Consider the following 19,340-nt stretch of genomic DNA (forward strand, 5'->3'; position numbering starts at 1 on the left):
GCCAGCTTAACGAGCGCCCCAGAAAGACCTTGCAATACCAAACCCCAGCAGAGAAATTTGAAGCCTGTGTTGCAGCGACCAATTGAAACCACAGGGACACAGCGGACTTTCACCTGATATTTCCTAATGTCTGCTTTCAATTTAGTTGCGGCAGAAGTTCTCTGACTGCGATCTATCATTTGCGGCTTCACGTTCACGAATGTCACCTAAACGCTTACTATTGACATGGCCATGACATCGGTGTCATGACATCGGTGTCATTTACGTGTTGAGCGATTCTAGATCGATTGACGCAGCGGTTTGGGAGGGCTGGTTATGGCGACAATCTATGATGTTGCACGCGTTGCTGGCGTATCGCCCAAAACCGTGAGCCGTGTGCTGAACGGGGATGCTCCGGTCAAGAAGCACACCAAGGACGCCGTCAACAAAGCGATCACTGAACTTGGCTATGTGCCATCGACCGCCGCACGGGCGATGCGATCAAACAAATCTGGTTTGGTGGGGCTGATCACGGGTGCGATTTCATTGTCTCCGAATCGGTCCGAGAATTCCGGTCTTCCTGATCTTTATATTGTTCAGGGTATCCAACGGGCGATGGAGGCCAGCGGCAGAACGCTGTTGATTGCCGACACGGGCGGGCAGATGGACAGGGTGCCACAGCTTATCCGCACGTTCGAAGAGCACCGCGTCGAAGGGCTTATCTATGCGGCGGACCACCACCGGCAGGTTTCTTTGCCGGCTGTGTCTGCGTCCACGAAGATGGTCTTGGCGAACTGCTTTGATGACAAGGGAACACCATCTGTGTTGCCCAACGACTATCAAGGCCAATTGAACCTAGTGAACAGCCTGATCGCGAAAGGGCACCGGCGCATTGCATACATTTCGCTTAGCACCCAGCTTGTTGCGACGGGCCTGCGCATTCAGGGATACAAGGACGCGTTAAGCGCCGCCAATATTGAGTTTAACCCATTCCTGCTTGTGCCTGCCGAAGTGGGTATCGCGGACGATGATGCAGGGGTTCAACTGCTATGGGATGCGATTGACCGCGTTCTTAGCTTGCCCGAACCACCAACCGTTATTTGTTTCGGCAATGACCGAATGGCGATGCGCGCCTACGGGATCTTGCGGAGCCGCGGCGTATCGCTGCCAGCTGATCTGTCGGTTGCGGGCTATGACGGCCATCGACTGATTACCGACACCCTTTACCCGACATTGACCTCAGCCGAGCTGCCCTACGCCGCGATTGGTATTCGCGCTACGGAACTGCTGCTTGGCATAATCAATGGCACCGCAGACGTGCCCACCCGGCCAATATTGGTGGGTGGCCCCGTAAACCCCGGCAATTCCGTCAAGGATCTGCCAACACCCATTACCAAACTTTCGTCAATAGGGAGGACGACCAAATGAAACTCGGAATGACTCTGAGTGCAGCACTTGTTGCATCTGTAAGCTGGGCCAGCATGGCATCAGCGCAAACTGAACTGAGCATGTGGTACCACGGTGCTGGCAACGAAGTCGAAGCCAACATCCTCAACAAGATCGTTGAAGACTTCAACGCCAGCCAGTCCGATTGGACTGTGGTCGTCGAAAGCTTCCCACAGGAGAGTTATAACGATTCTGTTGTCGCTGCGGCTCTCGCTGGCAACCTGCCAGACATCATCGACGTTGACGGTCCAGTCATGCCGAACTGGGCATGGGCGGGCTATATGCAGCCACTGAAAATCGACGAAGCGGCCATCGAAGGCTTCTTGCCCGGCCCGTTGGGCTATTGGAATGGCGAGCTTTACTCCGTCGGCCTGTGGGACGCAGCTGTCGCAATGGTGACACGTCAGTCTACGCTTGATGCACTGGGCCTGCGCACTCCAACGCTTGAGCAGCCTTGGACAGGCGAAGAATTTCAGGCGGCCCTTGATGTGGCAAAGGATTCTGGCGATTTCGAATATGCGCTCGACCTCGGCATGGCTTGGACAGGTGAGTGGTATCCATATGCCTTCAGCCCCTTCCTTCAGTCCTTTGGCGGCGACATCGTTGACCGCTCCACGTACACAACAGCCGAAGGTGCTTTGAACGGCCCAGAAGCGCTCGCGTTTGGTGAGTGGTGGCAGTCCATGTTCGTAGATGGCTATGCACCGGGGACATCTCAGGACCCAGCGGACCGTGACACCGGTTTTGTTGACGGCAAGTATGCGTTCTCTTGGAACGGCAACTGGGCGGCATTGAATGCGCTGGAAGCACATGACGACACCCTGTTCTTGCCCGCCCCTGACTTTGGCAACGGTCCAAAAATCGGTGCTGCGTCTTGGCAGTTCGGTGTGTCCTCTGCCTCCGAGAACCCAGATGGCGCGTCTGCGTTCATCCAGTTCGCTTTGCAGGATCAGTACCTTGCCGATTTCTCAAACGGCATCGGCCTGATCCCACCAACCGCTGAGTCCGCTGCGATGACTGAGAACTACGGCGAAGATGGTGCAATGGCTGTATTCTTCGATCTGACACAGGCGCAGGCGCTCGTGCGTCCTGTAACACCTGGGTACGTTGTGTCCGCGAAAGTGTTTGAAAAGGCACTGGCAGACATCGCCAATGGTGCGGATGTTGCTGACACGCTCGACGCGGCTGTTGATGAAATCAACGCTGACATCGACCGCAACGGGGGCTACGGCCACTAGGGATCGCAATATTCCTCCCGGGGGTGGCGGCCACGCCATCCCCATCTCTAACTTACGGAAAGCAGTGAAAAATGGCGTCGAGACTGACAACATCCAACCGCGCGGGCTGGGGCTTCGCACTCCCGGGCTTTGGGTTGATCATGATGTTCATCGTGATCCCATTTTTCTTTGCCTTCTACCTGTCGCTGACCAACCAGCGGCTGATTTCCCCGAACCCGACCGAGTTTGTGGGGCTGAGCAACTATGATCGTTTGCTCAGCATTTCGGTCCTGACGATTGAGCCTGAAGTCGATGATACGGGTGCCGTGGTGCGTGACGATGACGGCGCACCGCAGTATCCGCGCGTGCGATCCTTCACCCGCAACAATCCAGATTATCCGGAATATGCAGGCATGCGCGAGTGGTTCCGCTGGCATTCCGGCGACACGGCCAAGGTGGTGGTGGCCACTGATGTGGTATTCTGGAAATCCCTGCGCAACACGCTGATGTTTGTGCTGATCGTAGCCCCGGTTCAGGCGGGTCTGGCGCTGGTGCTTGCGCTGTTAGTGAACCAGAAGCTGCGCGGAATAAATATTTACCGTGCCATCTATTTCATGCCTGTCGTGGTCTCGATCGTCGTAGTCTCTCTGCTGTTCCGGTTCATCTATGACGGCAACGACGGGCTGTTGAACAATATTCTTGGTTTTCTTTCCTTTGGGTGGTTTGAAGGCCGCGATTGGCTCGGCAACCAAGACACAGCCCTTGGTGCGATCAAGGCAATGTCGATCTGGCAAGCGGTCGGGTTCCACATGGTCATTTGGCTGTCAGGCCTGCAAACGATCTCGCCTACACTCTATGAGGCATCGTCCATCGAGGGCGCATCCAAATGGCAGACCTTCCGCTATGTCACATGGCCGGGGCTGCGCAACACGGCCGTGTTGGTCATCATCGTGATCACCATGCAGGCCTTCGCCCTGTTTGCACAGATCGACGTTATGACAAACGGCGGGCCATTGGACAGCACCACAACCTTGGTTTTCCAAGCCGTCGAGCGCGGCTACGGCAAACAGGATATTTCGGGAGCCTCGGCGATCTCTGTCGTCTTGTTCCTGATCGTACTGAGCATCTCACTTATTCAACGCTATATCACGAGGGCGCGGTAACATGGCTGCTATCAATCAAGACAACCACGGTCTGCGCCTTGCCATGCGCTATGTCGTCCTGACCCTACTAGCGGTGGTGTTCATCTTCCCGCTGCTGTTCATGGTCATGTCAAGCTTCAAGCCAGACCTGCAATTGCTGCGGGATACGTCCAGCTTGCGGGCCTTCTTGCCGGTCGGTGACATCAGCCTGAACAACTATTATGACGCGTTTGCCCGCGCCCCGATCGGTCTGTTCGTCTTTAACTCTGTGCTGGTGACAGGAGTGACTGTTCTGCTGAGCTTGTTCTTTTGTTCACTGGCCGCATTTTCGTTCGTCTATCTGAACTGGAAAGGCCGTGATCTGGCACTGACGATCATTATCGCAACGCTGATTATCCCGTTCGAAACCATCGCCATCCCACTTTTGTTGTTAGTGTCCAAGCTGCCATGGATCGGGCTGGAGGGGGTCCAGATTGGCTGGCTCGACAGTTACCACGTCCAGATTATCCCATGGATCGCAGACGGCTTGACGGTTTTCCTATTCGTTCAATACTTCAAAGACCTGCCAAACGAGCTGATCGAAGCCAGCCGCGTTGAAGGTGCCACGTGGTGGCAGATTTACCGCAAGGTCGTTATGCCGCTCTCCGGTCCCGTCATTGCAACCGCCGCAATCCTGAAGTTTCTCGTGATGTATAATCAATACCTCTGGCCACTAATCGTTGTGCAACAGGAAACCTACCGCCCCGTAATGGTTGGTCTGCAATACTTCTTCCAGCTCAATATCTCATGGGGTGAAATCATGGCCTATCTGACGATCATCACGGTGCCCGTCCTGGCCTTCTATTTGATACTGCAACGGGCGTTCATTGCATCGATTGCCTCAACCGGCGTGAAAGGCTAAATCATGGTTCTCGCACTCAAAGACCACTTCGTTTGGGACAGCTGGTATGTCTATGATGGTGAAAAATACCACTGCTATTTCCTGAAAGCGCCCCGTTCAATTGGCGATCCGGAGCTGCGTCATGTCAACGTATCCTATGGTCATGCGACCAGCACGGATCTGGTGAATTGGGATCACCTTGGTGAATGCTTCCGGCCATCGGAGGACGGTTGGGACAACTACACCACATGGACAGGGTCAGTGGTGCGCGGCAACGATGATCTGTGGCACCTGTATTATACCGGCACTCGCCAGAACGACCCGCAATTGGCGCAAAAGATCGGTCACGCGACCTCAACCGATTTGCATAACTGGGAACGGGTCGGTGACGGGCTGATCCTCGATCTGGTCGGGCTGAACGCACACCACTACGAGGTTGATGTGTCTAACGGGGAATGGCATGACCGCGCCATGCGCGATCCATGGGTCATGCCGGACCCGGAAGGGGACGGGTGGCTGATGTATTTCACCGCGCGCGCGCCCGGTGTGGCAGAGGCGAACGACGCTGGTTGCATCGGATTTGCCACATCACAGGATGGATATAACTGGACGTTGGAGCCGCCTGTCTTCGTAGGGGGCTTCGGGCAACTTGAGGTCCCGCAGGTCTTTGAAAAGAAAGGCACTTGGTATTGCCTGTTTTGTACCGCCAACAACCACTACTCCGAAGAACAAACTAGCTTGCGCCCCGTCGTAACAGGCAACCACTACCTGATCGGGGACAGCCCTCGTGGCCCGTGGCGTATTGCCCCCGGTTTCCTTGATGGGACTCAACCCTGTACCCGCTATGCCGCCCGCATTGTGGATACGGATGACGGCATGTTCATCCTTGGCTTTGCAGACAGACCAAATGGCATCGATTTCATTGGCCACATCATGGACCCTGAGCCGGTTGAAATCACAGAAGACGGGCATCTGATTATCCCGCCCAAATTGAAAGCAGCAGAATAATGGCTACCGTCAAACTTCGCGATATCCGCAAAAGCTATGGCAAGGTTGAGGTCATCAAAGGTGTCGATATCGATATCGAAGACGGTGAGTTCGTCGTGTTCGTCGGCCCGTCCGGCTGTGGCAAATCCACATTGCTGCGCATGATCGCTGGGCTTGAGGACATCACCGATGGCACGCTCGAAATCGACGGTCAGCGGATGAACGATCTAGAACCCTCCAAGCGCGGCATTGCGATGGTCTTCCAATCCTACGCCATTTTCCCGCATATGACCGTGCGTGAAAACGTGGCCTTCGGTTTGACCATCAACAAGGTGAACAAGGCCGAGAAGTCAGCGAAAGTTGCCGAAGCTGCACGTATCTTGCAGATGGAACACCTGATGGACCGACGCCCGTCGGAACTCTCTGGCGGTCAACGCCAGCGCGTCGCCATTGGCCGTGCCATTGTTCGTGATCCTAAAGTGTTCTTGTTCGATGAACCCCTTTCAAACCTCGATGCCGCCCTTCGCATGGATATGCGAATGGAAATCGGCAAGCTGCACCAAGACCTTGGCGCGTCGATGATCTACGTCACCCACGATCAGGTCGAAGCGATGACATTGGCAGACAAGATCGTTGTTTTGAAAGACGGCTTGGTCATGCAGGCCGGTGCCCCGATGGAGTTGTACCACGAACCCGCTAATCTGTTCGTCGCTGGGTTCCTTGGCGCGCCGTCGATGAATTTTTTAAAGGTCACGGTCGAAGATGTCGGTGACGACTGGGTGCAGGTGACCAGCGACGCTCTCGCCAGCGTGAAAGTCCCCAACAAAGGCCGTCGCTTCACCAAAGGGCAGGCGGCCACGCTGGGAGTACGCCCACAGTATTTGATGGCTGCCCCTGATGGACAGGGCATGCTGAACGGCAAAGTCATACTGACCGAACGGTTGGGTAGTGAAACGGTCGTGAACCTTGCCGTCTCGGATGGAACGACACTGATAGCCGCCATTGCCGAAGATGCCGTGTTGGCGCCCGGAGACGATATGGCGTGGACGTTTGATCCAGCCTCGGCCCACGCATTTCCCGAAGTTGACTAATCACGCGTCGGTTCTGAAAAAATTCCCCAGAGCCGCGCCTTTTTAGCCGAAAAGGCGTCGACTGAAACGTTCACTTTGGGTTTCGACAGGACACCGTGAAAGCAGTCGTTCGTATGTCCTGCAGCATCTGACGTTTTGGGCTCGAAGCAGATCTTCGCTGCTAAGGGAATCAAAGACCGCTTTGGGCCGTCAGTCCCCGAGCATCCAGCTGCCTTCGGGGTGGAAGGCGTGAAACGCGAAAGCGAAGGGGATGTCGTACACCACATCCCGATCCTGCTCATCGCGGACACGGACATTACCCACCTCGCGCCCCTGCCGGATGTTTCCGGTATCGAGCGCGGAGGCCTGCCCCTCGGCCCAACTCAGCGTCAGGCCTGCTTCGGTGATCGTACGCTCGCGAGACAGGCGCGTCAGTGGCCAGGCTCGGTTACCAACCCGGACGACGCGTTCCAGTGGTGGAATACCTTGCGGCGGGTCCTCGCCTGAATAAAGGAAGGGCTGTGTCGTGTCGTATTGGCGATATGGATTGGTGCCGTAAGCCCGGCGCCAGTTCGGCTGGTCGAGAACAAGTCCGTCTGGATGTGTGTGGCGGAACGCCGCCCAGCTTTCCATCCAGGCCGGAAGCTGAGTCAGAGCACGTCCCGACATCTCGCCCGCGATACCTTCTCCTATTGCCTGCTGCCACCAGCTTTCTGTCTGGTGGTCGTACATGATCATGTCCGAATGACGCAGTAAGCCGGAGACGCCAAAGGTCAGAGTCCGTCCGCCCAGTAGACCGTCGAAGACCATTCCAGCGTTGCATAGCGGGCAGAAGGTGACGGTGATTGGTTGTCCATCCACTACGTCGTTTACGATCTCGTGCCACATAAGATAGCGTATCGGATAGGCACGGGCAGGACCGTCGTCCGGCACGTAGGTCATGACCGGTTCGCGGCCATCGAGCCGCGTCTCCTCGGAAGCGCGGATAAAGCTGGGATCGAGGATAGCCGGGATCCCGTCGCGCGGCGGCCCACCCGAGATGACCTCGCCAAGGTCGATGGCGAGGCGCGAGAAATCCGTGTTCGGCCAGGCAGCATCAAAAAGGGTCACCTGTGCCGCAGCAGGTGTAGCGGCCAGCAGGGGCAGCGTGGCAAGAACCTTCAGAAAGTAGCGCCGTGCTCCGAAGGGTTGCTTGGGCGTCATGTGGGCTCTGGTCATGGCGAAAGCTCCAGTCAGGTCAACAACGGCAGATTAGACCATCCCGCGATCACACCGCATACACACTTGCGTCAGCCTCCCTCACCGAAAACTCCTCCATGTTTGCGCAGAGTCTATCCCATAGCGTTTTGGTGTCCGTCGCCATGTAAAATGGAACATCAGAGCGGCTTGAGCATTGGAGGCTCTGGCTCGTTTGTGTGATTGATTATGCGGCTTGTTTTTGATGTTGCAAGCGACGGTGTTGGATTGTCTGTTTCTTGATCTTCTTCCTTTCCCTGAGAATGGCTTTGTCGCGGCCGAAGTAGACGTCGGCGGGTGTGACGTTGTTGAGGCTCTCGTGGTAACGCTGGTTGTTGTAATACTCGACGAAGGCCCCGTTTTGGCGTTCGAGATCACCGGGTATGGAACAGGTTTTCTATGCTGAATGACGGGGCACTTAGGTTGAGCCAACAGACTGCTCGAACGTGCTGTGCAATGTCTGACGTCAGAGCTCTTTTGGCACTTCTTGTTCGGGAATACCTCTCCATCCCCTTTTTCATAGGAGTTGCTCGGTCTTCCCTTTGCCACGCCGAAAGTGCGCGTAGGTTCGGTCAAGGTCAATGCGCCCTCCCGCAACCAAAATAAACACAACCAATCAATGCGTTAACAGCCACCTTCGGGTGGCGCTTTGCGTTGGCAAATCCCAGCTGGAAGCACTGTGGAAGCAACCAAAGCGAAATCACAGGTGCGGCAGCCAAGCAACGCGCAACGGTGAACCGTACATCCGACCGTTCCCACGAAAGCCTATGGTCGAGCCTCATAGCCCATAGAAATTTGACGTACCGCAGCCCGTCGTAACCCTCCGCAATCAACGTGGATCCACCCAACCGTTCCATTCCCGTAAGTTATCCGTTCCGAACCGTGCGACCAACCGTCGGCAACGGCTCATCCAACCGCACAAATCAATGGGATACGAAAATGACTGTGAACGCCAACCAAGCCAAACTCAGCCTCCTCCTGCCAGCACTCATCAATCCAGCAACCGCAGCAGCAATCGGCCTTGGTATCGTCGCGGTAGGATTTTTCAACCTGCTGGGGGATGATGACGAGGAAGATGCGCCAAAGCTGATCGCAGGACCGGACAAGGCAACGGTATGCGCGCCAAAACACTGTGGGGAAGAACAGTGTTTGAATTACTGTGGGGCAAAGAAAAAGTTTGCCACAAAGACGATCCATGCATTCTCTACAATTCGTTGCGCTCGCTAATTTCAAATCCTGGCAATATTATAATGATCCCGAAATCAGAAGTGCGAGGCATCAGTATGAAGACAGATGAGATTCACACTGCGCATGGCCTAGTAGAAGTTACGTTCAACTCTGATTTAGACGCAGTCTATCTACGTTGGATCAGCGAGTATGACGAAGGGACACGAGTGAGAGACGCTGTCCGGGCTGCCTTAGATTATGTCCGCGCCAATGATGTCAAACACTGGGTCGTCGATGTTTCGATGTCTTCTCATGCATTGTCTAACGAGGACTACGAATGGGTAAGCAGTGAGGATTTCAGAGCCTCAATCCGAAACTCGCCTTTGCAGAAATTTGTGCTATTGCCGCCCCTGCCGGATTCAGGTCAAGATGATCGTTGGGTCAAAGACTGGGAACAAAATACTCTTGCCAACTTTGGCGACCGCGTGAAAGCCAAAGTCTGCGACGGGCTCAAAGACGCTCGTACATTCTTGCTACAGGAAAAGGAGTAGCTCGGTCTTTTCACTTTCAAATGGAGAAAATCATGAGCGTTTACGTTGTCGGCCAACTGAACATTCACACGCCTGATGACTACGAGGAGTATCTGGCTGGGTTCACGTCAATTTTTGAGCGCTACAAAGGTGAATTGCTAGCAACATCTAAGCAGGAGACTGAAGTTCTGGAGGGGACTTGGGCAATGCCGCGCACGGTTTTGATGCGATTTCCGACCGCCGAAGCTGCTCGTTCCTGGTACAACGACCCTGATTACCAAAAGCTCGCTGAAATCCGTCGTCGGAACGCAGACACAAACTTGGTTATCGTGCATGGTATCGATTGATCGGTTGCCGATGGCATAAAGCGTGTACAGACATGCTTTCTTCGACCGTTGCAGCAAACACTTTGGGAAAGAACTGTGTTCAAGTTGTTGTGGGCAAACACTGTGCTGCATTTACTGTGTTCACACAGTAAATCACCCCACAAAACCTCCCACCAACACACGAAAAGCTGTGCGATGAGTGTGCAATGCAGGAACTGAAAACTGTGCGATGGCTATGCTATTGTCTATGTTGGTAAAAATGGTGCCCGGGGGTGGAAACGAACCAACGACACGAGGATTTTCAGTCCTGGGCTTTCTTGATTTGCTCAATTTTGGTGACTCATCAGACTGATCCTAGTCCAAATATAAACCTATACCGCATCCTCGTGAAAATCTGGAAATATCTATAGCTGGACATGCGCGTGCTTCACACGACTTGAAAGTGCTTAAGAATAAAGGAAGCAACAATGTCTGAACATGAAGGTATGACTCGGGCGGCGCCGTTGCAGGATCCCACGCTTCTTTAAGTCCGCGCCTATGTGAATGGTGAGTGGATCACTGGTACTGAGACATTTTACGTGACAAATCCAGCAACCGGGCAGGTCATTGCAAAGGTTGCTGATCTGGGCGTTTCTGACACATCTGCTGCGATTGATGCCGCTTATAAGGCTAAGCCAGAATGGGCCGCTTGGACAGGGAAAGAACGCGCGGCCGTCTTGCGCAAATGGTATGATCTGATGATCGCGCATGCCGATGATCTGGCAATGATCTTGACCATGGAAATGGGAAAACCTTGGGCCGAGGCCCGCGGTGAAGTCCTTTGTGGTGCGTCGTTCATTGAGTGGTTCGCCGAGGAAGCAAAGCGTATCTATGGTGATGTGATCCCGGGACACCAACGCGACAAACGGATCATTGTGCTCAAGCAACCAATTGGTGTGGTCGGGTCAATCACGCCTTGGAACTTCCCCAATGCTATGATCGCGCGAAAAGTTGCACCTGCCTTGGCTGTCGGCTGTACCTTTGTGGCGCGGCCTGCTGAGGTGACCCCGCTTTCGGCGTTGGCCATGGCCGTGTTGGCTGAACGTGCTGGAATACCTGCAGGCGTGTTTAACGTGATCCCTTCATCGGACAGTGCCGCAATCGGCAAAGAGCTTTGTGCAAATGAAAAGGTGGCCAAGATCACCTTTACGGGCTCGACGCGACTGGCCAAAATTCTGATGAGCCAATGTTCGGACTCCATAAAGAAAATGTCATTGGAGTTGGGCGGAAACGCCCCTTTTATTGTCTTCGATGATGCGGATATTGATGCTGCCGTCGCAGGTGCAATGATCGCAAAATACCGCAATAATGGGCAAACGTGCGTCTGTGCCAATCGGATATATGTGCAGACCGGTGTCTATGATGCCTTTGCGCAAAAACTGACGAACGAAGTTGCCGGGCTCAAGGTTGGGAACGGTTTTGCTGATGGCATTGCAACTGGTCCTTTGATCAACGCCGCCGCCGTAGCAAAAGTTGAAGACCACACTGCCGATGCCGTCAGCAAGGGTGCGACAGTTGCCCTTGGCGGCAAGCAGGCAGAACTGGGCGCTGGCTTCTTTGAACCCACCGTGTAGACCGGAGTGACCCGCGACATGAAGGTCGCACGCGAAGAAACCTTTGGCCCTGTGGCCCCTTTGTTTAAATTTGAGGACGAAGCGGATGTTGTTGCTATGGCAAACGACAGTGAGTTTGGACTGGCGTCGTATTTTTGCAGTCGTGACATGGCCCGTATCTGGCGGGTGGCTGAAGCGCTGGAATCCGGCATGGTCGTCATCAATACAGGCTTGATTTCCACTGAAGTGGCCCCTTTTGGTGGGGTCAAGCAATCTGGGCTTGGACGCGAAGGCTCAAAATACAGCACTGAAGACTATTTGGAAATCAAATATCTCTGCATGGGCGAAGTAGGTTAGGCACGCAGTCCCAATATCGCCCGCGCTTGCGCGGGCGTGGCGACTGGGCGGTCATATCGCGCGCAAATTTCTGCTGTGCGTGTCACCAAAGCTGCGTTGGAAGGGGCAAGCGTTTGCTTGTCCCATCGCACATTGTCCTCAAGCCCTGTACGCGTGTGACCGCCAGCGGCGATGGCCCATTCACTGACCGCGACCTGACCTGCGCCAACACCTGCCGCACACCATTGTGCGTCGGGGGCCAAGCGGCGGACCGTTTTGACATAGTAGTCGAAGACATCGCGATCCACTGGCATTGCGTTCTTCACGCCCATGACAAACTGGACATATAGGTCTCCGTGAATGCGCCCGTCACGGTTCATCGCGGCGGCCTGATGAATATGGGATAAATCGAAAGCTTCGATTTCTGGTTTGATCCCATATTTGCGCATTTCGGACGCGAGCCAATCAACCAGATCAGGCGGGTTCTCATAGACGCGGGTAGGAAAGTTGTTCGACCCAACGCTGAGCGATGCCATATCAGGGCGCAATGGCAGCATGCCTCCGCGTTCTTCACCAGCGCCGGATCGCCCACCTGTGGACAATTGAATGATCATGCCGGGGCAATACTTGGTCACGCCTTCCATCAATGCCGCGAACTTATCGGGATCAGAGGATGGTGTTTCATCATCATTGCGCACATGCGCATGGCAAATCGTAGCCCCAGCTTCAAACGCGGCATGGGTGGATTCGATCTGTTCATTGATTGTGACTGGAACCGCCGGATTGTCTTGCTTGCGCGGGACAGAGCCGGTGATTGCAACGCAGATAATACATGGGTTTGTCATCATAAGACTTTAGTGTTGTAGCGCCTTGTCGATGGCGCCAGCCAGTTTTTGTACCAGTTCGTCAATTTGAGCGTCACTAATAATGAACGGCGGTGCCAAAAGTACGTGATCACCTGTTTGTCCGTCGATTGTACCGCTCATCGGATAGCAGATCATGCCTGCGTCAAATGCGGCTTGCTTGATCTTGGGAGCAATCTTGCGCGAAGGGTCGAAGGGGGCTTTCGTATCGCGATCCGCCACCAGTTCAATGCCCTGAAACAGCCCGCGCCCCCGAATATCGCCCACGTTCGAATGTTGGCCGAACTGGGCATGAAGTGCCGCCATCAGCTTGTCACCTTGTGTTTTGACGCGCGGGATAAGCTTGCGATCCAGCATAGCGTTCACGACAGCAACACCGGCGGCCGCGGCGGTGGGGTGCCCGAGGTAGGTGTGCCCATGCTGGAAAAACCCTGACCCCTTCTCGATGGTCTCATAAATCTCGCGACTGCATAGCATTGCGCCGATTGGTTGGTATCCAGCGCCCAAACCTTTGGCGATACATAGAATATCTGGCGCAACACCGTCTTGTTCACATGCAAAAAGGCTGCCAGTGCGGCCCATGCCGCACATGACTTCGTCCAGGATCAGCAGGATGCCGTATTGATCACAGATTTCGCGGATGCGTTTAAAGTAGCCCGGGGCAGGGGCCAATGCACCTACAGTCGCCCCAACGACAGGTTCGGCGGCAAAGGCCATGACGTTTTCGGGGCCAACGCGGAGAAGCTCTTCTTCCAGCAGGTTTGCGGCCCGCAACCCATAGGCCTCGGGCGTTTCATCTTCGCGTTTGAGGCGATATTCATAACACGGATCAATATGGCTCATGTCGATTAACAGTGGACCAAATTGCGCACGCCGCCATGCGTTTCCGCCGGCGGATAAGGCGCCCATTGTGTTCCCATGATAGCTTTGCTTTCGCGCGATAAGGCGGCCGCGCTTTGGTTCACCTTTTTCGACGAAATACTGGCGCGCTAACTTAAGCGCTGCCTCCATCGCCTCTGATCCTCCAGAGACAAGGTAGACGCGGTCCAAGTTCCCCGGTGCATGTTCAATAAGCAAGTCTGCGAGTGTTTCAGCAGGTTCTGATGTAAAGAAACCAGTATGAGCATAAGCCAGCTTGTCTAGTTGGGCTTTGACTGCGTTAATAATGGTTTGATCCCCATGCCCTAAACACGACACGGCTGCGCCGCCAGAAGCATCCAAATACTGTTTGTCGTGGTCATCATAGAGATAACATCCCTCACCACGTACCGCGACGGGTGGTAACTGTTTGGTATGGCGCGGAAATATATGTGACATCTGATGATCCTTATGCAGCGCCGGGGATTTGCACTCGACGGCCGCCTTCTTGGAAATTATCCATATCGAGGTTCCATATCGTGCCGGGCCAGCGGACTTCCATTTGTTGGAGCCTTGGGCGGTAAACAGCGGTGTAAAGCGTGCCAAAGCCGGCATCGAAAGCGGTGGAGTAGAGCGGTGGGCGCAGGAACGCGCCGATGAATTTATCTTCTGGATCCCGGTGCAAGGTGAGCCGTTGCAGCAGGAACCTTTCGCGTTCCACCGTAGCGGTGAAACGTGCGTGACTGAGCCACTCGACGTTTTCTTGGTGGTTGGTCGCGACAGCCGCATGTGTGATAACCGCAGGCCGATCCGGTGCCATCATCGCAGTAAGGTAGCGGCGTTTGGCATCCAGCACGGTCACGTTGTAGCTCATGTGGGTCGGCACACGTGCGAGAACGACACCAGCCTCTTCAGCAGTTGTGCAGGTCTGCAGAACGTAGCGCAGGATGAGCGGAACACCGAATCCATCGCCGACAACGCGCCTGCCGCCAAACGTCAGCGAGATAGCAAGACCTGCGTCATTCATTCCGTCAACCAGGCCCCAAAGCCCGTCTGACGTTCCCATCACACGACGCCCTTGCCAACGGGTGTGCAAGACAAGGCTGTCGAAGGCGTTCGCATTGTAGTCGTAGTTACGCACCATTACAGGCTCTTCACCCGGCCAAATGGCTTGACTACAACCAGAAAGATAAGGCGGCGGGCAATAGAAACTCAGGAAGCGCGAAGCCTGATCGCCGCCACCAGCCAATTCACAAAGCTCATCATAAAGTGGGACGATCTCTGGCATATGTTCTTTGAGCGCACGGCGGCTTTCCAGATAACTCGGCCGCGCCGCGTCGCCTTCTTTCAGCCACCAGCGTTTGTAATCCGGCCAATATTCCGCGAAAAGCCCGGTCCATTTTGGACCGGGCAAATCTTCGCTGAGGGCGCGCCAAAGCATCGTTTGTTTCCTCTTACAGAATTTTGAACGCAGGTTCTGCGATGGCAGGGCCCGCATTGGCGACCGGTAAGGCTTTGCCGTCCACGGTTTGCTTGATGCCGTGGATCCACTTTTTCGCGCGCTCATTCAACTGGAAGTTCTTGGTCATCGACCGGCCTCGTGTCACCAAGATGCCGATGTCGGCACCCTCATAGCGGTAGCTCCCAGGCTGCATGATCTGCAAGAAAAAGGCTTCGTTTTCGGATTCAACGGCACGTCGGTGATAGTCGAAACGGTCAAAGACAACGCGCCCATCTTCCAGCATTTTGTAGATGCCGGTTTCAGGGGCCGCAGTGCAGATATCGACGTTGTCTTCGGTGTGTTTGATCACCATTTGCGACCAACTGTCGATCATATCGGGGTTGGCCCAACGATCGTTTAGCTCTGTCGTATCCAGATCAAACTTTTTCTTGGAAAATTCGAGCAGGTGAAACAGGAACAATGGTGCATCAGCATGCGCGAATGCAGCGTGGTTGGTCATGGAAGAGGCGCCCGTGATACGCGGGTTCAATTCACCCAACCAAAGATCACCGGTCTTCTTGTCGATTAGGAAATCCAGTTCAAAGTAGCCACGATAGCCTTCCTTACGCAGCTGCTCGCCGAATTTGAACGTCAGCTCGCGTGCCTTTTGACGAACCTTTGGCGGGAATGCCGTGGATAGGATCTCATTGCCGCACCAGCCGCCACGGTAGGGTGTCAGTTCTTTGAAACCGACGAGTTCCGTCATCAATGGCCCAACGATTGTGCCCTCCTTGGTCGCACATGCCTCGATCGCTGACCCCCGGCAATCGATCCGCTTCATGATCTTTATCTCGCCTTCGCCGATGATCTCATGCTCATGGCGCCGGAAATCTGCTTCGGACTTGATAAAGAAAGTTGTGTGGCCACTGTCGCCAAAAGCGGACTGCAGCACCAGATCATGGCCGATACCGGCCTTTTCACAAGTCTTCTGCAAGTCTTCGTAAGACTTCACTTCGGCCAGTACGTTAGGCACGGAAGGAACGCCAGCCTTGTTACCAATGCGGACAGTTTCAATCTTGTTGTCCATACTCGTGCGCAGTTTTGCCTTTGGGAACCAAACTTCAGCGCCCAGTTCTTTGGACAGCCGTTCTGTTTCCTCATCAAACATCAAGAATACGAACTTTGGCTTGCCGCCGCGACGTTTAATAAAGTCGATGACTTCTTTGTGCTGCAGCAGATAGTTGTTAATGTCTTCGATGGATTGGAATTCTGCGTGCGGCTGTTCAGACGGGCAGAAGACGTTTGGGTGCTTGCCACCGTAGCAGTCAATGTAGCAGATATATTTGAAATTCTTCACCCATTCATCAAGACCTAGCAAGTTGAAGTTGGTCGCCGAAATGAAATAGATCGGATCCTCGTTGCGGTGAAAGAAGCGGCGGATTTCCGAGATGTTCTTCAGCACTGTTGGCATTGTATTTTTCCTTTTCTTATTCGGCGGCGGTTTTAAGGTTTTTGGCTTTGGGCAACGCAGCCAGGGCCTCTGATGTGAAGACGCGCAAACCCAGATCGGCGCGGTAGCCGTGGATTTCATTCACATCAAGGGCCAGCATAAAGGCCAAGATTTCCTGGCTGATGACTTGCCCCGGGACAAGGATAGGAAAGCCGGGGGGGTAGGGGATGATGAAACCCGCCGAGACAACCTCTTCTCCCGCATCAAGCGCATCTTTAAGCGATCCTGTGAGTTCCAGGTAGTCACAGTTGGATTCCTGATAACTCAGATAGTAGGCCGTCCGGATATCGCCCTCTGGTGTCACGTCATCAGGACGGAATGCATCGTGGAACCGGCTGAAGTCAGGTAGCGGAGGATAGTTCTCGGTGAGGTTCTTCACGCGTTTGTCGAATGACAACCGCTCCATCCGTGAGGCATCATCGAGCAATTCGTCCAGCTCGTTGGCGATTTCAACCAGTACTTCGATCAGATAGGCAACTGATGATCGGGTGGTTCCGATGTTGGTCATGAACAGGACGGTATTTCGCGAAGTCTTGTTTATCTGGATACCATATTTGTCCATCAGAACGTCGTTCTTGAACGTGTCTCCATCCCAACCGGTGCCGCCAACAGCCAGCGTGACGCGCGTGGCATCAAGCACGAAATCATCCTGCTCCCAGCAATCCCACATGTCGGTCCAGCCTTGATGATTGTCGAAATAGCTAGTGACACCGCTTTGCCGGTATTGTTCCGGGATCATGTCGCCCGCGGTCAGCACCTTGAAGTATTTTTGCAGCAAAGGGTGGCTGCTGATGGCCTTTCGCATCGACATGGCGGCCTCAATCTGGCGCTGCACGAATTCGAACCCTTCAAGCTCCACCTGACGGCGACCAACATCAAGCGATGCGATGATCTGGTAGTTGGGCGAGGTCGATGTGTGGGTCATATAGGCTTCGTGGAAGGACTGTTCGACTTCACCTTTGAAATCCTGATCGCTCACATGGATCATTGACCCTTGCCGCAAGGATGTCAGCGTTTTGTGCGTCGATTGCGTGGCATAAACCCTGATCCGCGCATTCGGTGGTGCAATGAGACGAGTGTTCAGCAGTTCTTCGTCACTGGCATCTGCCAGCTCTTTCTGCTGCGCTTCATAAGCTGCACGGTGCGCGTCCGTCTTTAGCCGCTTGCGCAAATTATTGGCCGTGCGCATGCCAGTGCGCTGGCGGTAGGTGGGGCTGAAGCGGGCAAATGCAAACCATGCCTCATCCCATAGGAAAACAAGGTCAGGCTTGATCGCCAAACATTCTTCCATGACCCGTTCGACATTGTAGACCAATCCGTCAAATGTGCAGTTAGTCAGCAACAGCATTCGCACGCGGTCGAGCTTCCCAGCGGCCTTGAGCGCCAATAATTGATGTTTGATTTCTTTGAGCGGCACTGCCCCGTACATGGAGTATTCATTGAGTGGATAGCTATCGAGATAGACAACCTCGGCACCCGCCAGCACCATCCCATAGTGATGCGATTTGTGGCAGTCGCGGTCCACCAAAACAATATCACCGGGCCTGACAACGGCTTGCACGACGATCTTGTTGCAGGTCGATGTGCCATTGGTGGCAAAGAAGGTCTGTTTGGACCCGAACGCGCGGCTTGCCAGCTCTTGTGCCTCTTTGATAGGCCCGTGTGGCTCCAGCAGGCTGTCGAGCCCTCCAGACGTCGCAGATGTTTCGGCAAGAAAGATATTGGGCCCATAGAACGCGCCCATATCTTGAATCCAATGTGAGCGGGTGATCGACTTGCCTCGGCTAATCGGCATGGCATGGAAAACGCCCGTCGGCTGTTTGGAATAATTCACTAGAGCGGTGAAAAACGGAGTCTTATTGCGGGCCGCAACACCGCGCAGAATATTCAAGTGCAGCTCCATAAAGTCTTCTTGATTGTAGAAAACCCGCCGGCAGATGCCCAGATCAAGACCCGCGATGTCCTCGACGGATCTTTCGGTAACGAGGTAAGCATCCAGTTCTGGTCGGACCCGTGCAATCAAACGGCAAAGTTCGGGTCCATAGTCCTCAGGGCGCATGGCGTCGATTTCATCTGAATCGCTCGCGTTGCTCAGGTATTTTGTCAGGATTTCATTGGCGTTCTTGGATTTCAGAACCAGCCCTGGCCGGACCACGATCGCTTGGATGTTGTGGTTGAACAGAACTGCGATAAGCGCATCCTCAAGGCTGGGCACAACGACGGCTTCGTAGCTAAACGGATCCTCCGGGCGGCGCATGCGTGTTACGTTGCTTTTCAGCCAGCGTTCTTGGTGATCATTCACATTGTCGACGATCAGCACCTCGAAATAGGGGCGGGTCATGGCGCGCGCCTCTGGGGACAGCATCGCCTCGTCGTTGTGTTCTTCGTCGTCAGTGGTGTCGCGTTCCAGCGGAATGTTGCGGCGGCGGTAAGCTCCGGTGGTCAGTGCGCGTGTGACGCGATGCACTGTGAAGGACAAATCGTCGTAGTTGTTGTGTTCAAACTGTCGGCGCATATGGTCAAACGCCGCCATGCCGGGGAAGGCCCAATAGGGTTCGATCAGGGCCAGAGATTCGAAAAGGTCCGCGATCCGCGTCTTTAGGGCGGTGATCTTTTTCGCCCCACTTTCACGGCAGATGGACGTAGTCGCCTCACGAAGTGCACTCCATCTGTCGGAACGCAATTGTGTCGCAGAATAATAGTCGCTGACGGAATCCATCGGTCGTTCTCCATATTGTGGCATGCAAACGATGACTGACC

Annotated in this window: 16 protein-coding genes and 2 pseudogenes; 10 read left to right on the forward strand and 8 right to left on the reverse strand. The window is 54.4% G+C overall.

Annotation, left to right across the window (positions count from 1 at the left end):
- A partial coding sequence (locus C8N45_RS23460; RefSeq protein WP_211095490.1) for a hypothetical protein occupies positions 1–197 on the reverse strand: 197 nt, incomplete at its 3' end.
- Positions 198–315: 118 nt separating this feature from the next.
- Here C8N45_RS23460 and C8N45_RS21280 point away from each other — a divergent pair.
- From C8N45_RS21280 to C8N45_RS21305, 6 genes are all read left to right on the forward strand, one after another.
- Positions 316–1,407: a LacI family DNA-binding transcriptional regulator gene (locus C8N45_RS21280; protein WP_108388793.1), complete on the forward strand. Its 1,092-nt coding sequence runs from the start codon at positions 316–318 to the stop codon at positions 1,405–1,407.
- Positions 1,404–2,663: an extracellular solute-binding protein gene (locus C8N45_RS21285; RefSeq protein ID WP_108388795.1), complete on the forward strand. Its 1,260-nt coding sequence runs from the start codon at positions 1,404–1,406 to the stop codon at positions 2,661–2,663. The genes C8N45_RS21280 and C8N45_RS21285 overlap by 4 nt, the downstream gene beginning before the upstream one ends.
- Before the next feature lie 71 nt (positions 2,664–2,734).
- On the forward strand, positions 2,735–3,805 hold the full coding sequence (locus C8N45_RS21290) for a carbohydrate ABC transporter permease (protein WP_108388797.1): 1,071 nt from the start codon (positions 2,735–2,737) through the stop codon (positions 3,803–3,805).
- A 1-nt stretch (position 3,806) separates the two neighbouring features.
- Positions 3,807–4,685: a carbohydrate ABC transporter permease gene (locus C8N45_RS21295; protein WP_108388799.1), complete on the forward strand. Its 879-nt coding sequence runs from the start codon at positions 3,807–3,809 to the stop codon at positions 4,683–4,685.
- Positions 4,686–4,688: 3 nt separating this feature from the next.
- On the forward strand, positions 4,689–5,672 hold the full coding sequence (locus tag C8N45_RS21300) for a glycoside hydrolase family protein (protein ID WP_108388801.1): 984 nt from the start codon (positions 4,689–4,691) through the stop codon (positions 5,670–5,672).
- The gene (locus tag C8N45_RS21305) at positions 5,672–6,742 is read left to right on the forward strand and encodes an ABC transporter ATP-binding protein (protein WP_108388803.1); all 1,071 of its coding nucleotides are present in this window, start codon (positions 5,672–5,674) and stop codon (positions 6,740–6,742) included. Before C8N45_RS21300 ends, C8N45_RS21305 begins: the two co-directional genes overlap by 1 nt.
- 189 nt (positions 6,743–6,931) lie before the next feature.
- Here the strand turns inward: C8N45_RS21305 and C8N45_RS21310 are convergent, their stop codons facing one another.
- Positions 6,932–7,939 carry a DUF3179 domain-containing protein gene (locus C8N45_RS21310; RefSeq protein ID WP_245882793.1) on the reverse strand — a complete coding sequence of 336 codons (1,008 nt, stop codon included), beginning with the start codon at positions 7,937–7,939 and terminating at the stop codon, positions 6,932–6,934.
- A gap of 205 nt (positions 7,940–8,144) precedes the next feature.
- A pseudogene (locus tag C8N45_RS21315) lies at positions 8,145–8,342 on the reverse strand (IS3 family transposase); the annotation flags it as partial.
- Positions 8,343–8,896: 554 nt separating this feature from the next.
- Here C8N45_RS21315 and C8N45_RS23055 point away from each other — a divergent pair.
- The 4 genes and pseudogenes from C8N45_RS23055 (at position 8,897) to C8N45_RS21335 (ending at position 11,929) form a co-directional block, all read left to right on the forward strand.
- Positions 8,897–9,184 (forward strand): hypothetical protein, encoded by a 288-nt coding sequence (locus tag C8N45_RS23055; protein ID WP_114427877.1) that lies wholly within the window; start codon positions 8,897–8,899, stop codon positions 9,182–9,184.
- 23 nt (positions 9,185–9,207) lie between these two features.
- Positions 9,208–9,675 (forward strand): hypothetical protein, encoded by a 468-nt coding sequence (locus C8N45_RS21325; protein ID WP_108388807.1) that lies wholly within the window; start codon positions 9,208–9,210, stop codon positions 9,673–9,675.
- Positions 9,676–9,707: 32 nt separating this feature from the next.
- Complete coding sequence (locus C8N45_RS21330; RefSeq protein ID WP_168769552.1) at positions 9,708–10,001, forward strand: DUF1330 domain-containing protein; 294 nt, start codon at positions 9,708–9,710, stop codon at positions 9,999–10,001.
- 518 nt (positions 10,002–10,519) lie between these two features.
- Positions 10,520–11,929 (forward strand): annotated as a pseudogene (locus C8N45_RS21335) (NAD-dependent succinate-semialdehyde dehydrogenase).
- Here C8N45_RS21335 and C8N45_RS21340 read toward each other — a convergent pair.
- From C8N45_RS21340 to C8N45_RS21360, 5 genes are read right to left on the reverse strand one after another with little or no spacing between them, the layout of a single operon-like run.
- The gene (locus C8N45_RS21340; RefSeq protein WP_108388853.1) at positions 11,926–12,753 is read right to left on the reverse strand and encodes a 3-oxoadipate:acetyl-CoA acetyltransferase; all 828 of its coding nucleotides are present in this window, start codon (positions 12,751–12,753) and stop codon (positions 11,926–11,928) included. The pseudogene C8N45_RS21335 and the gene C8N45_RS21340 sit on opposite strands and share 4 nt — an antisense overlap.
- Before the next feature lie 9 nt (positions 12,754–12,762).
- Positions 12,763–14,088, reverse strand: coding sequence for an aspartate aminotransferase family protein (locus tag C8N45_RS21345; protein ID WP_108388811.1), 1,326 nt, complete (start codon positions 14,086–14,088; stop codon positions 12,763–12,765).
- Positions 14,089–14,098: 10 nt separating this feature from the next.
- Positions 14,099–15,070, reverse strand: a complete 972-nt coding sequence (locus C8N45_RS21350) for a C45 family autoproteolytic acyltransferase/hydrolase (protein ID WP_108388813.1) — start codon at positions 15,068–15,070, stop codon at positions 14,099–14,101.
- A gap of 13 nt (positions 15,071–15,083) precedes the next feature.
- Positions 15,084–16,661: a biotin carboxylase gene (locus C8N45_RS21355; protein ID WP_258793362.1), complete on the reverse strand. Its 1,578-nt coding sequence runs from the start codon at positions 16,659–16,661 to the stop codon at positions 15,084–15,086.
- Positions 16,558–19,299 (reverse strand): aminotransferase class I/II-fold pyridoxal phosphate-dependent enzyme, encoded by a 2,742-nt coding sequence (locus tag C8N45_RS21360; RefSeq protein WP_108388817.1) that lies wholly within the window; start codon positions 19,297–19,299, stop codon positions 16,558–16,560. The genes C8N45_RS21355 and C8N45_RS21360 overlap by 104 nt, the downstream gene beginning before the upstream one ends.
- Between the last annotated feature and the right edge of the window lie 41 nt (positions 19,300–19,340).

Source organism: Yoonia sediminilitoris (genome assembly GCF_003058085.1).
GTDB classification, from domain to species: domain Bacteria; phylum Pseudomonadota; class Alphaproteobacteria; order Rhodobacterales; family Rhodobacteraceae; genus Yoonia; species Yoonia sediminilitoris.

Coding starts and splice junctions, on each gene's coding strand:
- C8N45_RS21280 (WP_108388793.1), top strand. CDS start 316: ATGGCGACAATCTATGATGTTGCACGCGTTGCTGGCGTATCGCCCAAA.
- C8N45_RS21285 (WP_108388795.1), top strand. CDS start 1,404: ATGAAACTCGGAATGACTCTGAGTGCAGCACTTGTTGCATCTGTAAGC.
- C8N45_RS21290 (WP_108388797.1), top strand. CDS start 2,735: ATGGCGTCGAGACTGACAACATCCAACCGCGCGGGCTGGGGCTTCGCA.
- C8N45_RS21295 (WP_108388799.1), top strand. CDS start 3,807: ATGGCTGCTATCAATCAAGACAACCACGGTCTGCGCCTTGCCATGCGC.
- C8N45_RS21300 (WP_108388801.1), top strand. CDS start 4,689: ATGGTTCTCGCACTCAAAGACCACTTCGTTTGGGACAGCTGGTATGTC.
- C8N45_RS21305 (WP_108388803.1), top strand. CDS start 5,672: ATGGCTACCGTCAAACTTCGCGATATCCGCAAAAGCTATGGCAAGGTT.
- C8N45_RS21310 (WP_245882793.1), bottom strand. CDS start 7,939: ATGACCAGAGCCCACATGACGCCCAAGCAACCCTTCGGAGCACGGCGC.
- C8N45_RS23055 (WP_114427877.1), top strand. CDS start 8,897: ATGACTGTGAACGCCAACCAAGCCAAACTCAGCCTCCTCCTGCCAGCA.
- C8N45_RS21325 (WP_108388807.1), top strand. CDS start 9,208: ATGATCCCGAAATCAGAAGTGCGAGGCATCAGTATGAAGACAGATGAG.
- C8N45_RS21330 (WP_168769552.1), top strand. CDS start 9,708: ATGAGCGTTTACGTTGTCGGCCAACTGAACATTCACACGCCTGATGAC.
- C8N45_RS21340 (WP_108388853.1), bottom strand. CDS start 12,753: ATGACAAACCCATGTATTATCTGCGTTGCAATCACCGGCTCTGTCCCG.
- C8N45_RS21345 (WP_108388811.1), bottom strand. CDS start 14,088: ATGTCACATATATTTCCGCGCCATACCAAACAGTTACCACCCGTCGCG.
- C8N45_RS21350 (WP_108388813.1), bottom strand. CDS start 15,070: ATGCTTTGGCGCGCCCTCAGCGAAGATTTGCCCGGTCCAAAATGGACC.
- C8N45_RS21355 (WP_258793362.1), bottom strand. CDS start 16,661: ATGAAATCCACGGCTACCGCGCCGATCTGGGTTTGCGCGTCTTCACAT.
- C8N45_RS21360 (WP_108388817.1), bottom strand. CDS start 19,299: ATGGATTCCGTCAGCGACTATTATTCTGCGACACAATTGCGTTCCGAC.